Source organism: Streptococcus sp. NPS 308 (genome assembly GCF_002355895.1).
GTDB lineage: Bacteria > Bacillota > Bacilli > Lactobacillales > Streptococcaceae > Streptococcus.
In genome coordinates this window covers 61,646-77,179 of sequence record NZ_AP017652.1, presented here as the reverse complement: position 1 = coordinate 77,179, position 15,534 = coordinate 61,646, and the positions used below count along the sequence as shown (strand labels likewise).

At 42.1% G+C, this 15,534-nt stretch carries 19 protein-coding genes; 1 reads left to right on the top strand and 18 read right to left on the bottom strand.

The features are described 5' to 3' along the window. Positions 1-5: 5 nt before the first annotated feature. The 11 genes from purC to SNAG_RS00430 all read right to left on the bottom strand — a co-directional run bounded on the left by purC (position 6) and on the right by SNAG_RS00430 (position 9,153). The gene (gene purC, locus SNAG_RS00485) at positions 6-713 is read right to left on the bottom strand and encodes a phosphoribosylaminoimidazolesuccinocarboxamide synthase (RefSeq protein WP_172842366.1); all 708 of its coding nucleotides are present in this window, start codon (positions 711-713) and stop codon (positions 6-8) included. 168 nt (positions 714-881) lie between these two features. Then, positions 882-2,231, bottom strand: a complete 1,350-nt coding sequence (gene comB, locus SNAG_RS00480; protein WP_096405764.1) for a competence pheromone export protein ComB — start codon at positions 2,229-2,231, stop codon at positions 882-884. A 12-nt stretch (positions 2,232-2,243) separates the two neighbouring features. Then, positions 2,244-4,403 (bottom strand): peptide cleavage/export ABC transporter ComA, encoded by a 2,160-nt coding sequence (gene comA / locus SNAG_RS00475; protein ID WP_096405762.1) that lies wholly within the window; start codon positions 4,401-4,403, stop codon positions 2,244-2,246. Positions 4,404-4,566: 163 nt separating this feature from the next. Next, positions 4,567-4,761, bottom strand: a complete 195-nt coding sequence (locus SNAG_RS09860; protein ID WP_084938708.1) for a hypothetical protein — start codon at positions 4,759-4,761, stop codon at positions 4,567-4,569. A gap of 208 nt (positions 4,762-4,969) precedes the next feature. After that, the gene (locus tag SNAG_RS00460; protein WP_049519176.1) at positions 4,970-5,158 is read right to left on the bottom strand and encodes a hypothetical protein; all 189 of its coding nucleotides are present in this window, start codon (positions 5,156-5,158) and stop codon (positions 4,970-4,972) included. Positions 5,159-5,167: 9 nt separating this feature from the next. Then, positions 5,168-5,335 carry a class IIb bacteriocin, lactobin A/cerein 7B family gene (locus SNAG_RS00455; RefSeq protein ID WP_096405760.1) on the bottom strand — a complete coding sequence of 56 codons (168 nt, stop codon included), beginning with the start codon at positions 5,333-5,335 and terminating at the stop codon, positions 5,168-5,170. Positions 5,336-5,352: 17 nt separating this feature from the next. Next, entirely contained in the window at positions 5,353-5,541 is a 189-nt protein-coding gene (locus tag SNAG_RS00450) for a class IIb bacteriocin, lactobin A/cerein 7B family (protein WP_000180817.1), read from the bottom strand. A 446-nt stretch (positions 5,542-5,987) separates the two neighbouring features. Then, positions 5,988-6,224: an acyl carrier protein gene (locus SNAG_RS00445; RefSeq protein ID WP_000182270.1), complete on the bottom strand. Its 237-nt coding sequence runs from the start codon at positions 6,222-6,224 to the stop codon at positions 5,988-5,990. Positions 6,225-6,227: 3 nt separating this feature from the next. Continuing rightward, positions 6,228-7,220: a phosphate acyltransferase PlsX gene (gene plsX / locus SNAG_RS00440; protein ID WP_096405758.1), complete on the bottom strand. Its 993-nt coding sequence runs from the start codon at positions 7,218-7,220 to the stop codon at positions 6,228-6,230. Further along, the gene (gene recO, locus SNAG_RS00435) at positions 7,217-7,987 is read right to left on the bottom strand and encodes a DNA repair protein RecO (protein WP_096405757.1); all 771 of its coding nucleotides are present in this window, start codon (positions 7,985-7,987) and stop codon (positions 7,217-7,219) included. Before recO ends, plsX begins: the two co-directional genes overlap by 4 nt. After that, a complete protein-coding gene (locus SNAG_RS00430) occupies positions 7,984-9,153 on the bottom strand; it encodes a pyridoxal phosphate-dependent aminotransferase (protein WP_096405755.1) in 1,170 nt (389 codons plus the stop codon). Before SNAG_RS00430 ends, recO begins: the two co-directional genes overlap by 4 nt. A 150-nt stretch (positions 9,154-9,303) precedes the next feature. Here SNAG_RS00430 and SNAG_RS00425 point away from each other — a divergent pair, with 150 nt between their 5' ends. Next, positions 9,304-10,314, top strand: a complete 1,011-nt coding sequence (locus SNAG_RS00425; protein ID WP_096405753.1) for a YeiH family protein — start codon at positions 9,304-9,306, stop codon at positions 10,312-10,314. A 26-nt stretch (positions 10,315-10,340) separates the two neighbouring features. On the opposite strand, the gene SNAG_RS00420 is transcribed toward SNAG_RS00425, so the two are convergent. From SNAG_RS00420 to SNAG_RS00390, 7 genes are all read right to left on the bottom strand, one after another. After that, a complete protein-coding gene (locus SNAG_RS00420; protein WP_049538209.1) occupies positions 10,341-10,778 on the bottom strand; it encodes a CoA-binding protein in 438 nt (145 codons plus the stop codon). Positions 10,779-10,898: 120 nt separating this feature from the next. Next, positions 10,899-11,867, bottom strand: a complete 969-nt coding sequence (locus SNAG_RS00415; protein ID WP_000010178.1) for a ribose-phosphate diphosphokinase — start codon at positions 11,865-11,867, stop codon at positions 10,899-10,901. A gap of 214 nt (positions 11,868-12,081) precedes the next feature. Beyond that, the gene (locus tag SNAG_RS00410; protein WP_172842365.1) at positions 12,082-12,576 is read right to left on the bottom strand and encodes a beta-class carbonic anhydrase; all 495 of its coding nucleotides are present in this window, start codon (positions 12,574-12,576) and stop codon (positions 12,082-12,084) included. A 72-nt stretch (positions 12,577-12,648) separates the two neighbouring features. Next, entirely contained in the window at positions 12,649-14,010 is a 1,362-nt protein-coding gene (radA, locus tag SNAG_RS00405; protein WP_096405749.1) for a DNA repair protein RadA, read from the bottom strand. A gap of 13 nt (positions 14,011-14,023) precedes the next feature. Further along, the gene (locus SNAG_RS00400) at positions 14,024-14,539 is read right to left on the bottom strand and encodes a histidine phosphatase family protein (RefSeq protein WP_172842364.1); all 516 of its coding nucleotides are present in this window, start codon (positions 14,537-14,539) and stop codon (positions 14,024-14,026) included. A 1-nt stretch (position 14,540) separates the two neighbouring features. Further along, the gene (locus tag SNAG_RS00395; RefSeq protein ID WP_096405746.1) at positions 14,541-14,984 is read right to left on the bottom strand and encodes a dUTP diphosphatase; all 444 of its coding nucleotides are present in this window, start codon (positions 14,982-14,984) and stop codon (positions 14,541-14,543) included. Between the two features lie 173 nt (positions 14,985-15,157). Then, the gene (locus SNAG_RS00390; protein WP_096405745.1) at positions 15,158-15,430 is read right to left on the bottom strand and encodes a DUF7720 family protein; all 273 of its coding nucleotides are present in this window, start codon (positions 15,428-15,430) and stop codon (positions 15,158-15,160) included. Between the last annotated feature and the right edge of the window lie 104 nt (positions 15,431-15,534).

Genomic DNA, 15,534 nt, shown 5'->3' with positions numbered 1-15,534 from the left:
ACAGCTTATTTCAAAGCCTGCAATTTCTCCCAAACAACTTCGTAGACGTCAGTCAATTCACCTAGTCCTCTACGGAAAACATCCTTATCCATGTGGTTACCATCCGCATCCCATAAACGGCAGTTATCTGGTGAAAATTCGTCAGCCAAGATAATCTTGCCATCCTTATCAAAACCAAATTCCAGTTTAAAATCGATTAACTTAAGACCAATCTCAGCAAACCAAGCTTTCAAGAGTTCATTGATACGACGGGTTTCTTCTTTCAAGTAAGCAACCTGCTGGTCATCCGCAATTTTAAGGAATTTCACATGCTCGTCATTGATAAAGGGGTCATCCAAATCATCATTTTTATAGTAAAATTCTACAATTGGAGTCTCAAATGCGATACCTTCTTCCACCCCAAAACGTTTTGAAAAGGAACCAGCCGTGTAGTTGCGAAGCACAACTTCCAAAGGAATAATCTCCACCTTTTTATTGAGTTGCTCTGTATCTGAAAGCTTATCCACAAAGTGAGTCGCTACACCAGCCGCATTTAATTTCTCAAAAATAAAAGATGAAATCTGATTATTCAAGACTCCTTTGCCCGCAATCTGCTCCTTCTTGACACCGTTGAAGGCAGTTGCCTGGTCCTTGTAAGTTGAAATAATGAGATTTTCATCCTCAGTTGTATAGATATCCTTGGCTTTTCCCGAATAGATCAGTTTTTTTGACATTTTAAAGTTCGCCTTTCGTATTACTTGAGCACATTCTACCACAAAACAAACAAAAATTCAAGATTTTTACGAACTATTAACAAAATAGTACTTGTTGCGTAAAGAAAAAACTGCAAAACACCTTTGTCTTACAGTTTTTCAATCAGTTATCTCGAAAAAAGACGAACATTATTCTCTGTTCAAAAATTGATCCCAATAATAGCGCAAATAGCTTTTCTTCCCTGTGATTAGCGTCAAACGTCCTTCTGAACCATAGCGAAGACTTTCTGCCTGTTCAGGAGTCAGACTGGTCTCCACCTCTATTTTAAAGAAATTGCCCTTTTCAGTCTTGGTAGCTGTCGCGTCAATATTCGTAATCGCAGAAACAAGAACGAGCTCTTTATTACCATCCTTGCTTGTAGTGAAACGGACAGAATCACCGACCTTGAGCCTTGCAACATCTTTTGAAGTAAGATAAGCCGTGAGTTTAGTTTTACCTTCTTTTTCCAAGGATGGATAGAGCTGGGCTAGCAGAGTTCCTTCTGCAACCATCGTAGATTCACTGGTCTCAGGATTAAGGTGAAGCACCCCATCCTCACTTGCTGTAATTTTTCCCTTATCCAGCAGACCTCCTTGGACTTTCTTACCCGACTCTGCCTCCAAAATTTTCTGATCCAAAAGGGTTAATTCCTGGCCGACTTTGACTAGGTGCTGAGACTTGAGGGATTCAAGTTGACTATCCAGTCCCGTTGCGTAGGCTTGTTGAGCTCCAGAACCCGCATACTGCACACGATAAGTAGCTAAACTAGACTCTAGCTGGGTAATTTGTGCATCCACCTGTGCAATAACTTGCGATTTAGCTTGCGGATCTTCTCCAGCTTGGTTTTTATAAGTCTGATAAAATGAGTAGGCTGCATTTTGACTATCTAGTTGAGCTCCTGTTTCAATCGCCGACTTAGCTGTTTTGTAATCTCGAATTTTATCCTCTGTTTGGCTGATAAGATTGCCAATCTCGGCCTGGCTCTGACTTGCGGCTGCATTTTGAGAAGAGATGCTGGCATTTTGCTGAGAAACATTACTTCTAAGACTACTAGCTTGGCTGAGATAGTCTCGAAACATCTCCTGATAACCAAACTTATCTGCTTCTGGAAATTGATCACTCCCCTCTTTCAAACTGGATTGCAAATACCCCAACTGCTTTTTTTGATCCTTTAACATCTCCAATTGACTGGCATATGCCTCAACCTGGACAGCCTCCGCCCCTTGCTGGTACTGAACGAGCAGATCCCCTTGCTTGACCAACTTGTTTTCTTCCAGATAATTGGCCACAATGCGTTGATTGCTAGTCGACTGGATATTGGCAATTATTCGACTAGGTTCGACAGTTGCTCTGGCAGACAAACTAATCTCCTTCTCTGCAAAAACTGCAAATCCTAGCAGAAATACGAGCAGAAGGGACATAGGTAAAATCACCCGACTGGAAAAATTATGGTAACGACGATTATAAAACTCCGCACTTTCTAAAAATTCTGGTTTCATCCTCTCCTCTTTCTAGCTATTGACCAAATGAGCGTAAAATTCGCCTCGAGCAAGCAAGTCTGCATGGTTTCCTTCTTCGACAATCTTGCCTTGATTCAAGACAACAACCTTCTCTGTTCGCTCAGCAATGGTCAAGCGGTGGGCGATGAAAATCAAGGTCTTGTCTAAAGCCATGAGATTATCAACAATCCGCTTCTCCGTCAAAATATCTAGACTACTAGTCGCCTCGTCCAATATCAGAACAGGCGCATCCGTTAAAAGAGCACGCGCCAAAGCGATTCGTTGTCGTTGTCCCCCAGAAATACCTGCCCCATCCGAAGTCAATTCTGTCTGATAATTCAGTGGCATTCGCTCGATATCCTCCCGAATCTCAGCCAATTCAACTGCTCGTAAGATATCTTCCTGCGTCGTCCCTTCCTTGGCTCCAAGGAGCAGATTCTCCAAAATCGTTCCGTTAAAGACATAGGGCTGTTGAGGCAGATAGTTGATGTACTGGCGCAGGGCTTTTTTATCAATCTGATTGAGATTGACACCACCCAGACTAATCTCTCCCTGACTTGGATCGTAGAAATTAACCATCATTTTTGCTAAGGTGGTCTTACCCGAACCTGAAATCCCCACAAAAGCCATCTTAGAACCTTGCGGGATGGTCAAATTGATATCCGACAAGACATCTCGACCATAGCCATACTTGTAGTGAACCTGCTTAAAGGTCATATCTCCCTTCATCATGCTCAAATCTTCGACTGTTTTCTGCTCCTCAAACTCAAACTCCGAAGCTACTAGATAAACCTCGTTAAGACGGTTATTGGCGACCTGCGCTGTCTGAAGCTTGGTTTGCAGGTTGATAATATTTTCCAAAGGATTGGTAAAGTAAACAAGCAAAGTATTATAAGTAATCAGCTGGCCCAAACTCATTTTCCCATCCATGACCAGAATAGCTCCCAGCCAGAGAACGGCAACATTGAGCAGGAGCTGGGCAACTTTTTTCAGAGCCTTTTGCTGGCTTTCTGCCCGACTATAGGTAAAAGATTTTTTCAGATAAGCCACAAATTCCTTGTCAATCTTTTGATAGCGCGAACTCTCACTGGTCAAAGATTTAATGGTCTCAATGCCGTTGATGTCCTCGATGATAGAAGAAGACAGAACCGCATTAGCTTCCATGGTATCCCGATTCATCTTTTCAAAAGGCTTCATAAAGGCAAAGATAATCACTGTATAGATGGGAAGCGCAAGTAGACTAATGAAAAAGAGTGTCATATTTTGTGAAAACAAGACAAGCGAGATAATCAAAATCGTCGACACATCTAGGAAAATCGACAGAATGGTCGACGCCAGCGCATCAATGATACTATTGGCATCTGTAAAACGAGACACGATTTCTCCTGTCCTGCGTGTCGCGAAAAAGGACATCGGCAGGTGAAAAACATGCTTGATGTAGGACAAAATCACATCGATAGACAACCGTTGACCCAGAACAAGTAAGAGGTATTCCTGCGCATAAGACAAAATCTGCTGGAGAATATAGACGATGACTAGTCCTATTGAGATAATGCCCAAGGTCGAACGCATCTGGTCTGGCACGTAACTATCAATGATGGACTGAAGATAGTAGGAACCCACGATATTGATCAAGGTTACCAAGAGTGTCGCTAGGACGATATTGGTAATTAAGCCATGCTGTTTGAGTAAAATCGGCAAGAAGGATAGGAGCCCCTGTTTCTTCTCCTTATGAGGTTTATAGCCCGGAGATGGTGCCATAAAAATACTAACCCCTGTCCACTCTTGCGCAAATCGCTCACGGGAAATCTTGGTCAGCTTGACACCAGGATCTGGATCAGCGATATAGATGTGCTTTTTATCCTGACCTGTCACCACATAATAGTGGAGCAATTTCCCTTCCTTGAGCACATGAGCCACAAAAGGAAAGGTCAAATCTGGCAGATCAAAGAGCGTCATATCCGCCTTGATAGCCCGCGTCTCAAACCCAATCTCCTCTGCCACCTTTACAAGTCCCAAAGCGGTCGTCCCATCCATGGTCGTCTTGGCTAACTCTCGTAGATGAGCCAAGGAGTAATAACTACCATAGTAGCCAAATACCATGGCTAAGGAAGCCACGCCACAATCCATCTGATCCACCTGGGGACGATAGTGCCTTTTCCTAAATTTCATATCTTCTCCTTTTTCTAACAATCTCTTTAAAAATTTGTAAGATTATTTTAACCAAACGAAGAAGAAATAAGGGAATTGTTTCTGAAAAAACAATATCCACGCCTAAACAGCACTTTTTGTCAAAGAAAAGAGGCAGAACAAGAGTCCTGCCTAAAATATTCAATTACAGAGATTTCTTACCTTTCCCACTTCTTTTGTGAATAGTGTATAAAACGATAAACGCAAACACCGGGGGCACCATATAACTATTTTCACTCATTGTTACTTGAAATCCAAGAGTTGCTAGTATCCCAAAGATGAAAATATTCATCAAAAATAGGAAAGTGAATAGTAGAACATATTTTACAATCCTATTCATTCTATTCTCCTTTTCTTTCTCCTTGGCCCCGACACAGTAAAATAAAAACCACTAAAAACAAGGAAATCGTAGGTAGATTTATTTTGTTTACGTTAGCCACGATTCTAATAATTAGATAAGCCATCGAGCTAAATAATACTGTGGTCTCTGGCCAAGTGTTTCCTAGTAATTGAACAACTTTCATCTCAAACTCCAATCTGATGGTCCATCAATTCCCAATCGTACTTTCTTTTGTTTTGTACTTGTATCCTACATAAAACAGACCAAGCAGAATTGGGTAGGTTTCTGGATAAAACAAGGTATTGATCGGATTTTTCATAATCATATACGTTGCGATATAAAGAATGATCGATACGACAAAATACCCCTCAGCAAATCCTAATAAGATTTTTTTCATAGCAGACTCCTATTTACCTGAAAAGAGTGCTCGAGTTGTTAAAATAGCTCCACCTGTATATACAAATCCTTTTACAAAACCGACTGCCACAGGGATAAGAAGGGGAAAGGCTCCCCCTTGAATTTCCTGCAAGTCCGTATTAGTCATTGTTTCAAATTCTAAAATAGATTTTTCCATATCATCTCCTCCTTCTATTACCATCTACCCGTCACATAATTATAACCTGCAATTCCTACTGCAGTAATTCCACCAGCAATTTTAGCTGCTGTCACAGGATTAGCAATCACCCAAGCTACAATCGGCCATGCTCCCCCATCCACATCCATCAACTCTTCTTCAGTAAGAGCTACAAAGTTCTGTTCCATTTTGTCAAAGTTTGTCATCTTTTTTCTCCTTTATTTTTATTTTTTTAGTTTATGGTCTCTAGGCTTTAAACCATTTTAAAAACCAGATTGGGTAAATTACTGAAATCTTTTTCCTTCCTGTTCTTCTCACTTATCTATTCGAGAAGTGATTTAAAATGAACAGGTAAATTTCATTTATTTCAAATACCATTTGATAAACCATGGCAATAAAATTGGTAAATACATCGCGTAGTCTCCTTTCTTCTCTTCTCACTTATCCATTCGAAAAACAATTCGAAAATGAACAGCTATTTTACTTTTATTTTAAAAACCACTTAATGAACCAGGGATAAAAACCTGTCACATACATAGATAATCCTCCTTTTTTCTTTCTCGTCTCTTTATTCGCAATTTCTACTAAAAATTTTAACGTTTTTCTTTTTTCTGCAAATAAAAAAACAACATGACTTGCATGTTGCTTTCGGCTATATTTTACCTTTAATGGTTTCGATTACATCTGTTACACTTTGAAGATGGTCAATTTCCTCATCGCTGATTTCGATTCCAAATTCATCTTCTAGCGTCAAGACGAACTCCATCAAGTCCACTGAGTCTGCATCGAGGTCGTCCTTCAGACTCAAGGCTTCTGTCACGACAAAGTTTTCTCCCTGTCTTTCTTGGATAATGGTCACGATACGGTCAAAAATTTCTTTGTTTGTCATCTGTTATTCTCCTGAAAATTCACGCGCAGTTTGAGCAACTACGTCTGTTTCTAGCATGGTACGAATCTGACGAATCGTACTGTACACAGCCTTGGCATCGCTTGAGCCATGGGTCTTAACAACAGGTGCTTTGACACCAAACAAGACTGCCCCTCCAACATCTGAATAGTTGAGCTGTTTTTTCAAACCTTTCAAACTATCTTTAAGGAGAAGAGCACCAAGTTTTGCTCGAAGCCCACCACCTGTAATAGCTGTCTTGAGCAAGCCCATGATTCCCATAGCTGTCCCTTCGATAGATTTGAGCACTGCGTTTCCCGTGAAACCATCTGTCACGACAACATCCGCAACGCCATTCATTAGATCACGCGCTTCCACGTTTCCGATAAAGTTCAAACTTTCATCAGCTACTAGCAATTCGTAAGTTTCCTTACGAAGCGGGTCTCCCTTGCTGCTTTCTGTTCCGTTGTTAAGCAAACCAATACGTGGTTTTGCAATCCCACGAACATTCTTGGCATAGAAGGAGCCGAGAACAGCGTATTGATGGAGGTGCTGGGCAGTGTTTTCTACATTGGCACCGAGGTCAAGCATATCAAAGCCTTTTCCATCTATAGTTGGCAATGTTGACATAAGTCCAGGTCGGTCGATATTCTTGATACGACCCACGATGAAGAATCCTGCTGCCAACAAGGCACCTGTGTTTCCTGCGGAAAGAACAGCATCTGCCTCTCCCTCTTTGACTGCCTTAGCCGCCAATATCATGCTGGCATTTTTCTTCTTACGGATAGCTTTTGTCGGCTCATCGTCTGAGTTAATTTTCTCATCCGTATGGATAATGCTGACACGCTCTGTCGCTGTTAGATATTGCTTAATCTTACTTTCATCTCCATAGAGTTGAATCTCAATATCTGAAAAGTCAGCTAGAGCTTGATTGACACCCTCAACGATGGCCTGAGGTGCGTAATCGCCCCCCATAGCATCTACTGCGATTTTTTTCATTTGTCTTCCTCTTTTAGTAATTGTCCCCAGTCGGCTAGGGAATCAATAAATTTTTTTGATTTTAGATGAATCCCAACATACTCTTCGTAGATCTGATCCATAAATTGGCGTAGCTCTTGCTTGATTTCGGCCTTAAGCGAAATGGTCTTCAAGGTCTCAAAATCAATAGCCTGAAATTGATTGAGCAGATAAGGGATGTTGGGATTCAGATGGCAACGTTTCTCGTCCTCATGGTAATGGTCTGGACAGAGGCAGGCTCCATATTTGAAAGAAAAGTCAAAGGCCTGACCTACCCGATGGCAAAAGACACACTCATTAAAATTGAGCCCAATTCCAAATCGGGTCAAGATTTGAATTTCAAAAATATTGGTCAAAACCTGATAATCTAAACCCTCTTCCATCAACTCTAGAGTCTTTCTCAAGAAGGCAAACAAGGGAGCATCCTGCTGATTATCCTGCAAACTGGCATCTGCAAGAGCCGCAACATAAGTCGCATAAGCCATGACAAAGAGGTCGCTATTGATTTTGGGAAAGGTCATCACCTCATGATAGTCCTCAATGTAACTGAGTCCATCATCATTGATTCGCAAGAGAAACCGTGCCAACACCAAGGGCTGAATAACAGGAGCTAGTTTGGATTGACCAGCGTGTTTGACGAAAAACATGCGCTTACCAGCCTGCTCGGTGAAGATCTTGACCAGCTTATCATCCTCCCGAAAGTTACGATTGTAGAGTACGAGACCTTGACTCGTTATAGACTGGATCATGCTTCTCTCATGTACTCCTCAAGTCGTTTCATGGCCTCCCTGATCGTTTCCATGCTGGCTGCATAAGACAGACGAACATAGCCTTCTCCATAACGACCAAAGGCAGCACCAGGGATAAAGGCAACAGCCTTCTTCTGGGCAAAATCCTTGAGGAAAGCAAAGGAGTCTTGATTGTAACCTGCTGGAATCTTAGCAAAGATATAGAAGGCACCGTCTGGTTTGATAATTTCAAAGCCAAGAGCTGTCATCTTCTCAATAATGTAATCTCGACGCTGGATGTATTCCTTCTTCATAGGCTCTGCGTCGTTTTTACCAGCAGTCAAGGCTTCTACTGCAGCATGTTGGGCCATGGTGTTTGCCGCAGTAACCAAATATTGGTGACTCTTGATTAACTGAGCTGTGAAAGCTGCAGGAGCAAAGATAAAACCTAAACGCCAACCTGTCATAGCATGCGATTTAGACAGGCCATTGATGATAATGGCTTGATCTCTCAGCATAGTTCCCAATGATACATGATTTTCCCCTGTATAGGTCAATTCTGAGTAGACCTCATCACAGACCACAAAAATCTCGTATTTACGTAAAACAGCTGCCAAGGCTTCCAACTGCTCCCGACTATAGGTAATTCCTGTCGGATTGGCTGGATAGTTGAGAATAACTGCTTTGAGCTTGTCCCCCTGCTCCAAAATTGCTTTTTCCAACATTTCAGGAGTCAAGACAAAACCATTTTCAGTTGTATCAATCTCGACAATCTCTGCCCCAACTAGGTTGACAATCGGCTCATAGCCTGGATAGGCAGGAGCTGGCAAGAGTACCTTGTCTCCTTCTTCTAAGATAGCTGTCAAAGTAGCAGATAAAGCCTCTGTCGCTCCGATAGTAACCAAGATTTCATTTTCAGGATTGTAGTCCAACTGGTATTTTTCTTTTACAAAATCACTAGCTGCCTGGCGCAAGGTCAGTAAACCGCTCATCCCTGTATAGTAGGACTGGTTCTGGTCAATCGCTCGCTTGGCCGCCTCCTTGACATGATCTGGCGTTGTAAAGTCAGGCTCTCCCAAGGTCAAACGCAGAACTCCAGGGATCTCTGAAATGGCCTGATCAAACTGACGAATCAAGGACACTTGAATCTTATCTAATTGTTTATTAAAGCGCTTGGTTAAGTCCATAGATATCCCCTTACTTACAGAACATAGTACTATTATACTACAAAAGCTCCCTGACCGCAAAATCCATCTGAAATCAAGAATTTTCACTTTCTGTTTTACTTTTCTTCTCGACAGGACTATAATAATAAGTGCTTATTTTCGGAGGTTTATATGTCATTTTTATCAAAAAATGGGGCAGGAATCTTGGCCTGCCTTCTCATTTCTTTCATATCCTGGTACTTAGGAGGTTTCTTTCCTGTCGTCGGAGCACCTATCTTTGCGATTTTTGCGGGGATGCTCCTCCATCCTTTTCTCTCTTCCTACAAGCAACTGGGTGCTGGCTTGACCTTTAGTTCCAAGAAATTACTTCAATATGCCGTTATTTTGCTCGGTTTTGGTCTCAATATCTCGCAAGTCTTCGCAGTCGGGCAATCTTCGCTCCCTGTTATCCTCTCCACCATTTCGATTTCCTTGATTGTTGCCTACCTCTTCCAGCGCTTTTTTGCTTTGGATACTAAACTGGCTACCTTGATTGGAGTGGGGTCTTCGATCTGTGGTGGTTCTGCCATTGCTGCGACAGCGCCCGTTATCCATGCCAAGGAAAAAGAAGTCGCCCAAGCCATTTCCGTTATCTTTTTCTTCAATGTCTTAGCCGCACTCATCTTTCCAACTCTAGGAACCTGGCTTCACCTATCAAATGAAGGCTTCGCCCTCTTTGCAGGAACCGCAGTCAACGATACTTCTTCTGTAACGGCCACAGCCAGCGCATGGGACAGTCTTTATCAGACCAATACCCTTGAGTCTGCAACCATTGTTAAACTCACACGCACCCTTGCCATTATTCCTATCACGCTCTTTCTCTCCTACTGGCAAAGTCGCCAACAAAAAAATAGCCAGGGTTTCCAACTAAAAAAAGTCTTCCCACTTTTTATCCTTTACTTTATCTTGGCTTCTCTCCTAACAACTCTCCTTACCTCTCTCGGTGTGTCCGGTAGTATCTTTACCCCTCTTAAGCAACTCTCCAAATTCCTTATCGTCATGGCCATGAGCGCCATCGGTCTCAAAACCAATCTCATTGGATTGATCAAATCCAGCGGCAAATCCATTCTTCTTGGAGGCCTTTGCTGGATTGCCATCATCCTTACCAGTCTTGGCATGCAGGCATTGATTGGTATTTTCTAAGACAAAAGGTAGCCCATGGCTACCTTTTATTGTTCAAGAATTAAGCGTGTGTGTTCTCTCTTGATACAGCGATTCATCACGATGTCGTCGCATCCTCCAGCACGCAAGATTTCTTCCGCTTCTAGACTTTCTAGACCTAGTTGTGCCCAAAAAATCTTGGCATCAGCCTTGAGAAAATCTCGCGCCACATCTGGTAAAAACTCGCTACGTCGGTAAACATTGACAATATCGACAGGAAAAGGAATCTCAGCTAGGCTTGCATAGGCCTTTTCTCCCAAGATTTCGCCACCTGCAGCCTTGGGATTGACTGGAATGATTTTATAGCCCCGAGCCTGCATTTCCTTAGTCACTCGATTGCTAGTTGTTTCTTCACGATCGGACAAACCCACTACCGCTAACGTTTTACTGGTTGCAAGATACTGACGTACCACACCATCACTTGGATTGATAAATTCTTGGCTCATAGAAATCCTCCTTTTTCATCAGTATAGCATATTATGAAAAGGCTTGCAGATTTTGACTACAAAAAATCTCCTAGCAAGAAAAGAAACCTGCTAGGAGAACGATCTATTTCAAGTGAAAGTTTAGATTTTTTTCTCGATACTAAATAATGGAGAAAGAGGGCGTTTTTCGTGGATACGTACAATGGCATCTCCTAAGAGATGAGCAATCGAAATTTGTTCAATCTTATCAATCAAACGCTCTTCTGGTAGGTAGATAGTATCCAAAACAACCAATTTTTTAATAGCTGATTTTTGGATATTGTCCATAGCTGGTCCAGAAAGAACTGGGTGCGTACAGCTTGCGTAAACTTCAACAGCGCCTGCTTCAGCAAGTGCATCCGCTGCATGACAAATAGTTCCAGCTGTATCAATCATATCGTCAATCAAGATACAAGTCTTGCCTTCGACCTTACCGATGATGTTCATCACCTCGCTGGTATTCATCTTGTCTACACTACGGCGTTTGTCAATAATCGCAATCGGAGTTTTCAAAAACTCTGCCAATTTACGAGCACGAGTCACCCCACCATGGTCTGGGCTGACAACCACGTAGTCAGAGCCAACCATGCCGCGACGTTCAAAATAGTCCGCAATCAATGGAGCACCCATCAAGTGATCTACGGGAATATCAAAGAATCCCTGAATCTGTGCAGCGTGCAAATCAATCGTCAACAAACGATCTACCCCAGCAACTTCTAGCATGTTTGCAACGAGTTTTGCAGTGATTGGCTCACGCGCGCGCGCTTTTCTATCCTGACGTGCATAGCCATAGTAAGGCATAACAACGTTGACAGATTCTGCACTAGCTCGCTTCAAGGCATCTACCATGATCAAAATTTCGAGCAGATTGTCATTTACAGGTGAGCTCGTTGATTGTAGGATAAAGACGTGTTTTCCACGGATTGATTCTTCGATATTGACCTGAATCTCCCCATCTGAAAATTGACGAACAGTCGATTTCCCCAACTCTATCCCAATCTCTTGCGCCACACGCTCTGCCAATTCTCTATTTGAAGAAAGGGCAAACAGCTTTAAATCAGAAAAAGACATGATTTCCTCCGGTATCTATGTATCACTTGTTTTTTACACAACATTTTCCATCTACCATTGTAGCGCTTTTTCTTTTATTTTTCAATCAAAAATAAAACAAGAGTAAACATTTATACCCTTGTTTTTTGCCAACTTATATTAGTTATATTAAAATTAAAATCGCTACATTTGAAGTAACGATTTTATGCTAGGATTAGAATTCTGCAAGATGAAGTTAGTATACTTCTCTCATACTCCCTGTATCCACATCGTAAACCGCACCTGAAATAGCCACATCATCAGGAATCAGTGGAGATTCTCGAAGCAACTGCATATCCTCTCTCACACTCTCTTCAACATCCTGGAATGGTAAAAAATCTTGACCAGAAACATCAACCCCGAGCTCGTGCTTCAAATGCTCTTGAAAAGACTCGTTTTGAAAGGTTTGAGCTCCACAGTCTGTATGGTGAAGCACCACAATTTCACGTGTACCCATTTGTTGCTGGGAGATCACCAGAGAACGAATCATGTCCTCCGTTACTCTGCCTCCAGCATTCCGCAAAATATGAGCATCCCCAAGTGCTAAACCTAAAGCTTGCGCGACGTGTAGCCGTGAGTCCATGCAGGTCACAATTGCTACTCTTGTTTTCGGCTTAAGTGGCAGATTTAATTTCCCATGAAGGGCAACATAAGCCTGATTGGCTTGCATAAACTGTTCAAAATACGACACGATTTCCCCCTTAAAAATTTGATAATCAAATATTTCTCCTATCTTATCATTTTTAAGAAGATTTGTCACAGATTAAGCAAAGACCATTTTCAAAACTTCCTGGATAGTCGTCACTCCTATCGCCTGAATTTCTTGAGGTGGTTTAATGCCTGTCAAGGAATTTTTGGGTACATAAATTTTTGTAAACCCAAGTTTTGCCGCTTCATTGATACGTTGTTCGATACGATTGACCCGTCGAATCTCTCCTGTCAAACCCAATTCTCCCACAAAACATTCCTGAGGATTGGTTGGCTTGTCCTTGTAACTCGAAGCAATCGCCACTGCAACAGCTAAATCAATAGCAGGCTCATCCAATTTGACACCACCAGCAGATTTGAGATAGGCATCTTGATTTTGCAAGAGAAGCCCTGCACGTTTTTCCAAAACAGCCATAATCAAACTAGCACGATTGAAGTCAAGCCCTGTCGTCGTACGCTTGGCATTTCCAAATATGGTCGGTGTCACCAAGGCTTGAACCTCCGCCAAAATCGGACGTGTCCCTTCCATAGTTACCACGATTGATGAACCAGTGGCCCCATCCAAACGCTCTTCTAGGAAAACTTGACTCGGATTGAGCACCTCAACCAAGCCACCTGATTGCATCTCAAAAATGCCAATCTCATTGGTCGAGCCAAAACGGTTTTTGACCGCTCGTAAGATTCGGAAGGTATGGTGACGCTCCCCTTCAAAGTAAAGCACCGTATCCACCATATGCTCCAACATACGCGGACCTGCTAAGGTCCCTTCCTTGGTCACATGCCCTACGATAAAGATGGCAATGTTATTGGTCTTGGCCAGCTGCATAAGCTCAGCTGTCACCTCTCGCACCTGAGACACAGACCCTTGCACCCCTGAAATCTCAGGAGACATAATAGTTTGTATAGAGTCAATGATGAGAAAATCTGGTTGGATGCGCTCTACCTCAGCTCGAACACTCTGCATATTGGTCTCGGCGTAGAGATAAAACTCACTATCAATATCCCCCAATCGCTCTGCTCGTAGCTTGATTTGCTGGGCAGACTCCTCCCCACTGACGTAGAGAACCGTACCCACTTGAGACAACTGGGTTGAAACTTGTAAAAGAAGCGTTGATTTCCCGATTCCAGGATCTCCCCCAATAAGTACGAGACTCCCTGGTACCACTCCGCCTCCAAGTACACGGTTAAATTCCTCCATCTCGGTCTTGGTTCTATTGACATTGATAGACGTTACTTCAGCCAGTTTCATAGGCTTGGTTTTTTCACCTGTCAAAGACACACGCGCATTTTTGACCTCGACAACCTCGATCTCTTCTACAAAAGAAGACCAAGCTCCACAGTTTGGACAGCGTCCTAGATACTTAGGTGAATTATATTCACAATTTTGACACACAAATGTCGCCTTTTTCTTTGCGATAATAAACCTCTTTCTAAATTTCTACCTCACACTCAATTACTTGGCAAAAATCAATCTTCTCATTTGGCACAAACTGGCGCATGAGCATTCGATGAGCGACAACTAGCACTGTCTGGTAGTCTCGGTACTTTATCATAGTTTCCAAAAAACGCGCCTTCATCTCTTCAGCTGTCTCATACTGAATAGGACTATTAGGAAGCAACTCCCCCTTGTTTTCTAAAAACAGAGTACGTGCTTTTTCAAAATTCTCTATACCACTTTCGTAAACCTGCCATTCATGCAATAAAGGCTCTACTCTTAAAGGAAGGCCCGTAGCACAAGTAAGATAAGAAGCCGTTTCTAATGCTCGCGTCACTGCAGAAGACACCAGTATATCAGCTGAGCCAAGCAAAGGATTTTGACAAAGTTTCTGAACTTGTTGCCGTCCTTCCTTAGATAAAGGTGCTAAATCCATCCCAAAACCTGTATAAAAACGTTGCTCTAGCTCACGGTAGTCTGGTTCTCCATGACGTACAAAGATAATCTTCATCTTAGTGCCCTGTCGATCCAAATCCACCTGTCCGAACACCGTCTGCCTCATCTCCGTCTGCGATTAAGAAAGGCGCAAAGACAGCCTGAACCACACGTTCTCCAACTTCAAGAACCACTTTCTGGTCCGTAATATTTTTCATCTGAGCAAAGATATGTCCCTCATTCCCAGGATTGCCATAATAATCCCCATCAATAACCCCAACTGAGTTAATTAAAACCAAGCCCTTTTTACGAGGGTTTGAAGAGCGATCATAAAGGTAGAGGACCTCAGTTGGTTGCATATAAGCCTTAACCCCTGTCGGAACTAAGACAATCTCTCCTGGCGCGATCACCGTACGCACGGCAACCTTTAAGTCATAGCCAGCCGCATGCGCTGTCTCACGCTTGGGCAATAAATTTTCATCTGTAAAACTCGAAACCAATTCAAAACCACGAATTTTCATATTTTTCTCTTTTCTATTATCATTTATTCTAGGCTATTTTATCTTATTTATTCGAAAAAAGCACGAAAAAAGAGCACACAACAGTTATAGGCAATACGATAATTTACACTGTTTCACAATACGTTGAAATTTAGAGCTTTAAAGCGAGAGCAAAGTTGACTTTTTACATCGTTTTACAGACATTTACGACATTTTTGCCCCTTTTTTGCCCCTTCTCTCTCCATCTCATACATCCGCACTGAATGCAACACGAGATCACGATACTTCCAGGTAGTGACCAGATATTCAATCACTTTGTCATCTTCGATTTCAAAATCAAAGAGCAGCAACAACTTGACCGTGTACTCATTTTTCAAAATCGGCACCTGATAAGTCACATCTACCCAATGCTCAAAACCTAAATCTGTCTCCTCTATGCTCGCAAGTTCAATCTTCAAAATGTTCATATTTTCTTCCTCCTACTTATCTATTCGTAAAAAAAAATAAAAAGTTATGAAAAAATCATTATTTTTTATTTTTAACAAAACACCGTTTTTGACAATAATCAAAA

Bases quoted from the DNA above. Each gene is read 5' to 3' on its own strand.
- purC (WP_172842366.1), bottom strand. From the start codon at position 713: ATGTCAAAAAAACTGATCTATTCGGGAAAAGCCAAGGATATCTATACA.
- comB (WP_096405764.1), bottom strand. From the start codon at position 2,231: ATGAAACCAGAATTTTTAGAAAGTGCGGAGTTTTATAATCGTCGTTAC.
- comA (WP_096405762.1), bottom strand. From the start codon at position 4,403: ATGAAATTTAGGAAAAGGCACTATCGTCCCCAGGTGGATCAGATGGAT.
- SNAG_RS09860 (WP_084938708.1), bottom strand. From the start codon at position 4,761: ATGAATAGGATTGTAAAATATGTTCTACTATTCACTTTCCTATTTTTG.
- SNAG_RS00460 (WP_049519176.1), bottom strand. From the start codon at position 5,158: ATGAAAAAAATCTTATTAGGATTTGCTGAGGGGTATTTTGTCGTATCG.
- SNAG_RS00455 (WP_096405760.1), bottom strand. From the start codon at position 5,335: ATGGAAAAATCTATTTTAGAATTTGAAACAATGACTAATACGGACTTG.
- SNAG_RS00450 (WP_000180817.1), bottom strand. From the start codon at position 5,541: ATGACAAACTTTGACAAAATGGAACAGAACTTTGTAGCTCTTACTGAA.
- SNAG_RS00445 (WP_000182270.1), bottom strand. From the start codon at position 6,224: ATGACAAACAAAGAAATTTTTGACCGTATCGTGACCATTATCCAAGAA.
- plsX (WP_096405758.1), bottom strand. From the start codon at position 7,220: ATGAAAAAAATCGCAGTAGATGCTATGGGGGGCGATTACGCACCTCAG.
- recO (WP_096405757.1), bottom strand. From the start codon at position 7,987: ATGATCCAGTCTATAACGAGTCAAGGTCTCGTACTCTACAATCGTAAC.
- SNAG_RS00430 (WP_096405755.1), bottom strand. From the start codon at position 9,153: ATGGACTTAACCAAGCGCTTTAATAAACAATTAGATAAGATTCAAGTG.
- SNAG_RS00425 (WP_096405753.1), top strand. From the start codon at position 9,304: ATGTCATTTTTATCAAAAAATGGGGCAGGAATCTTGGCCTGCCTTCTC.
- SNAG_RS00420 (WP_049538209.1), bottom strand. From the start codon at position 10,778: ATGAGCCAAGAATTTATCAATCCAAGTGATGGTGTGGTACGTCAGTAT.
- SNAG_RS00415 (WP_000010178.1), bottom strand. From the start codon at position 11,867: ATGTCTTTTTCTGATTTAAAGCTGTTTGCCCTTTCTTCAAATAGAGAA.
- SNAG_RS00400 (WP_172842364.1), bottom strand. From the start codon at position 14,539: ATGAAGATTATCTTTGTACGTCATGGAGAACCAGACTACCGTGAGCTA.
- SNAG_RS00395 (WP_096405746.1), bottom strand. From the start codon at position 14,984: ATGAAAATTCGTGGTTTTGAATTGGTTTCGAGTTTTACAGATGAAAAT.
- SNAG_RS00390 (WP_096405745.1), bottom strand. From the start codon at position 15,430: ATGAACATTTTGAAGATTGAACTTGCGAGCATAGAGGAGACAGATTTA.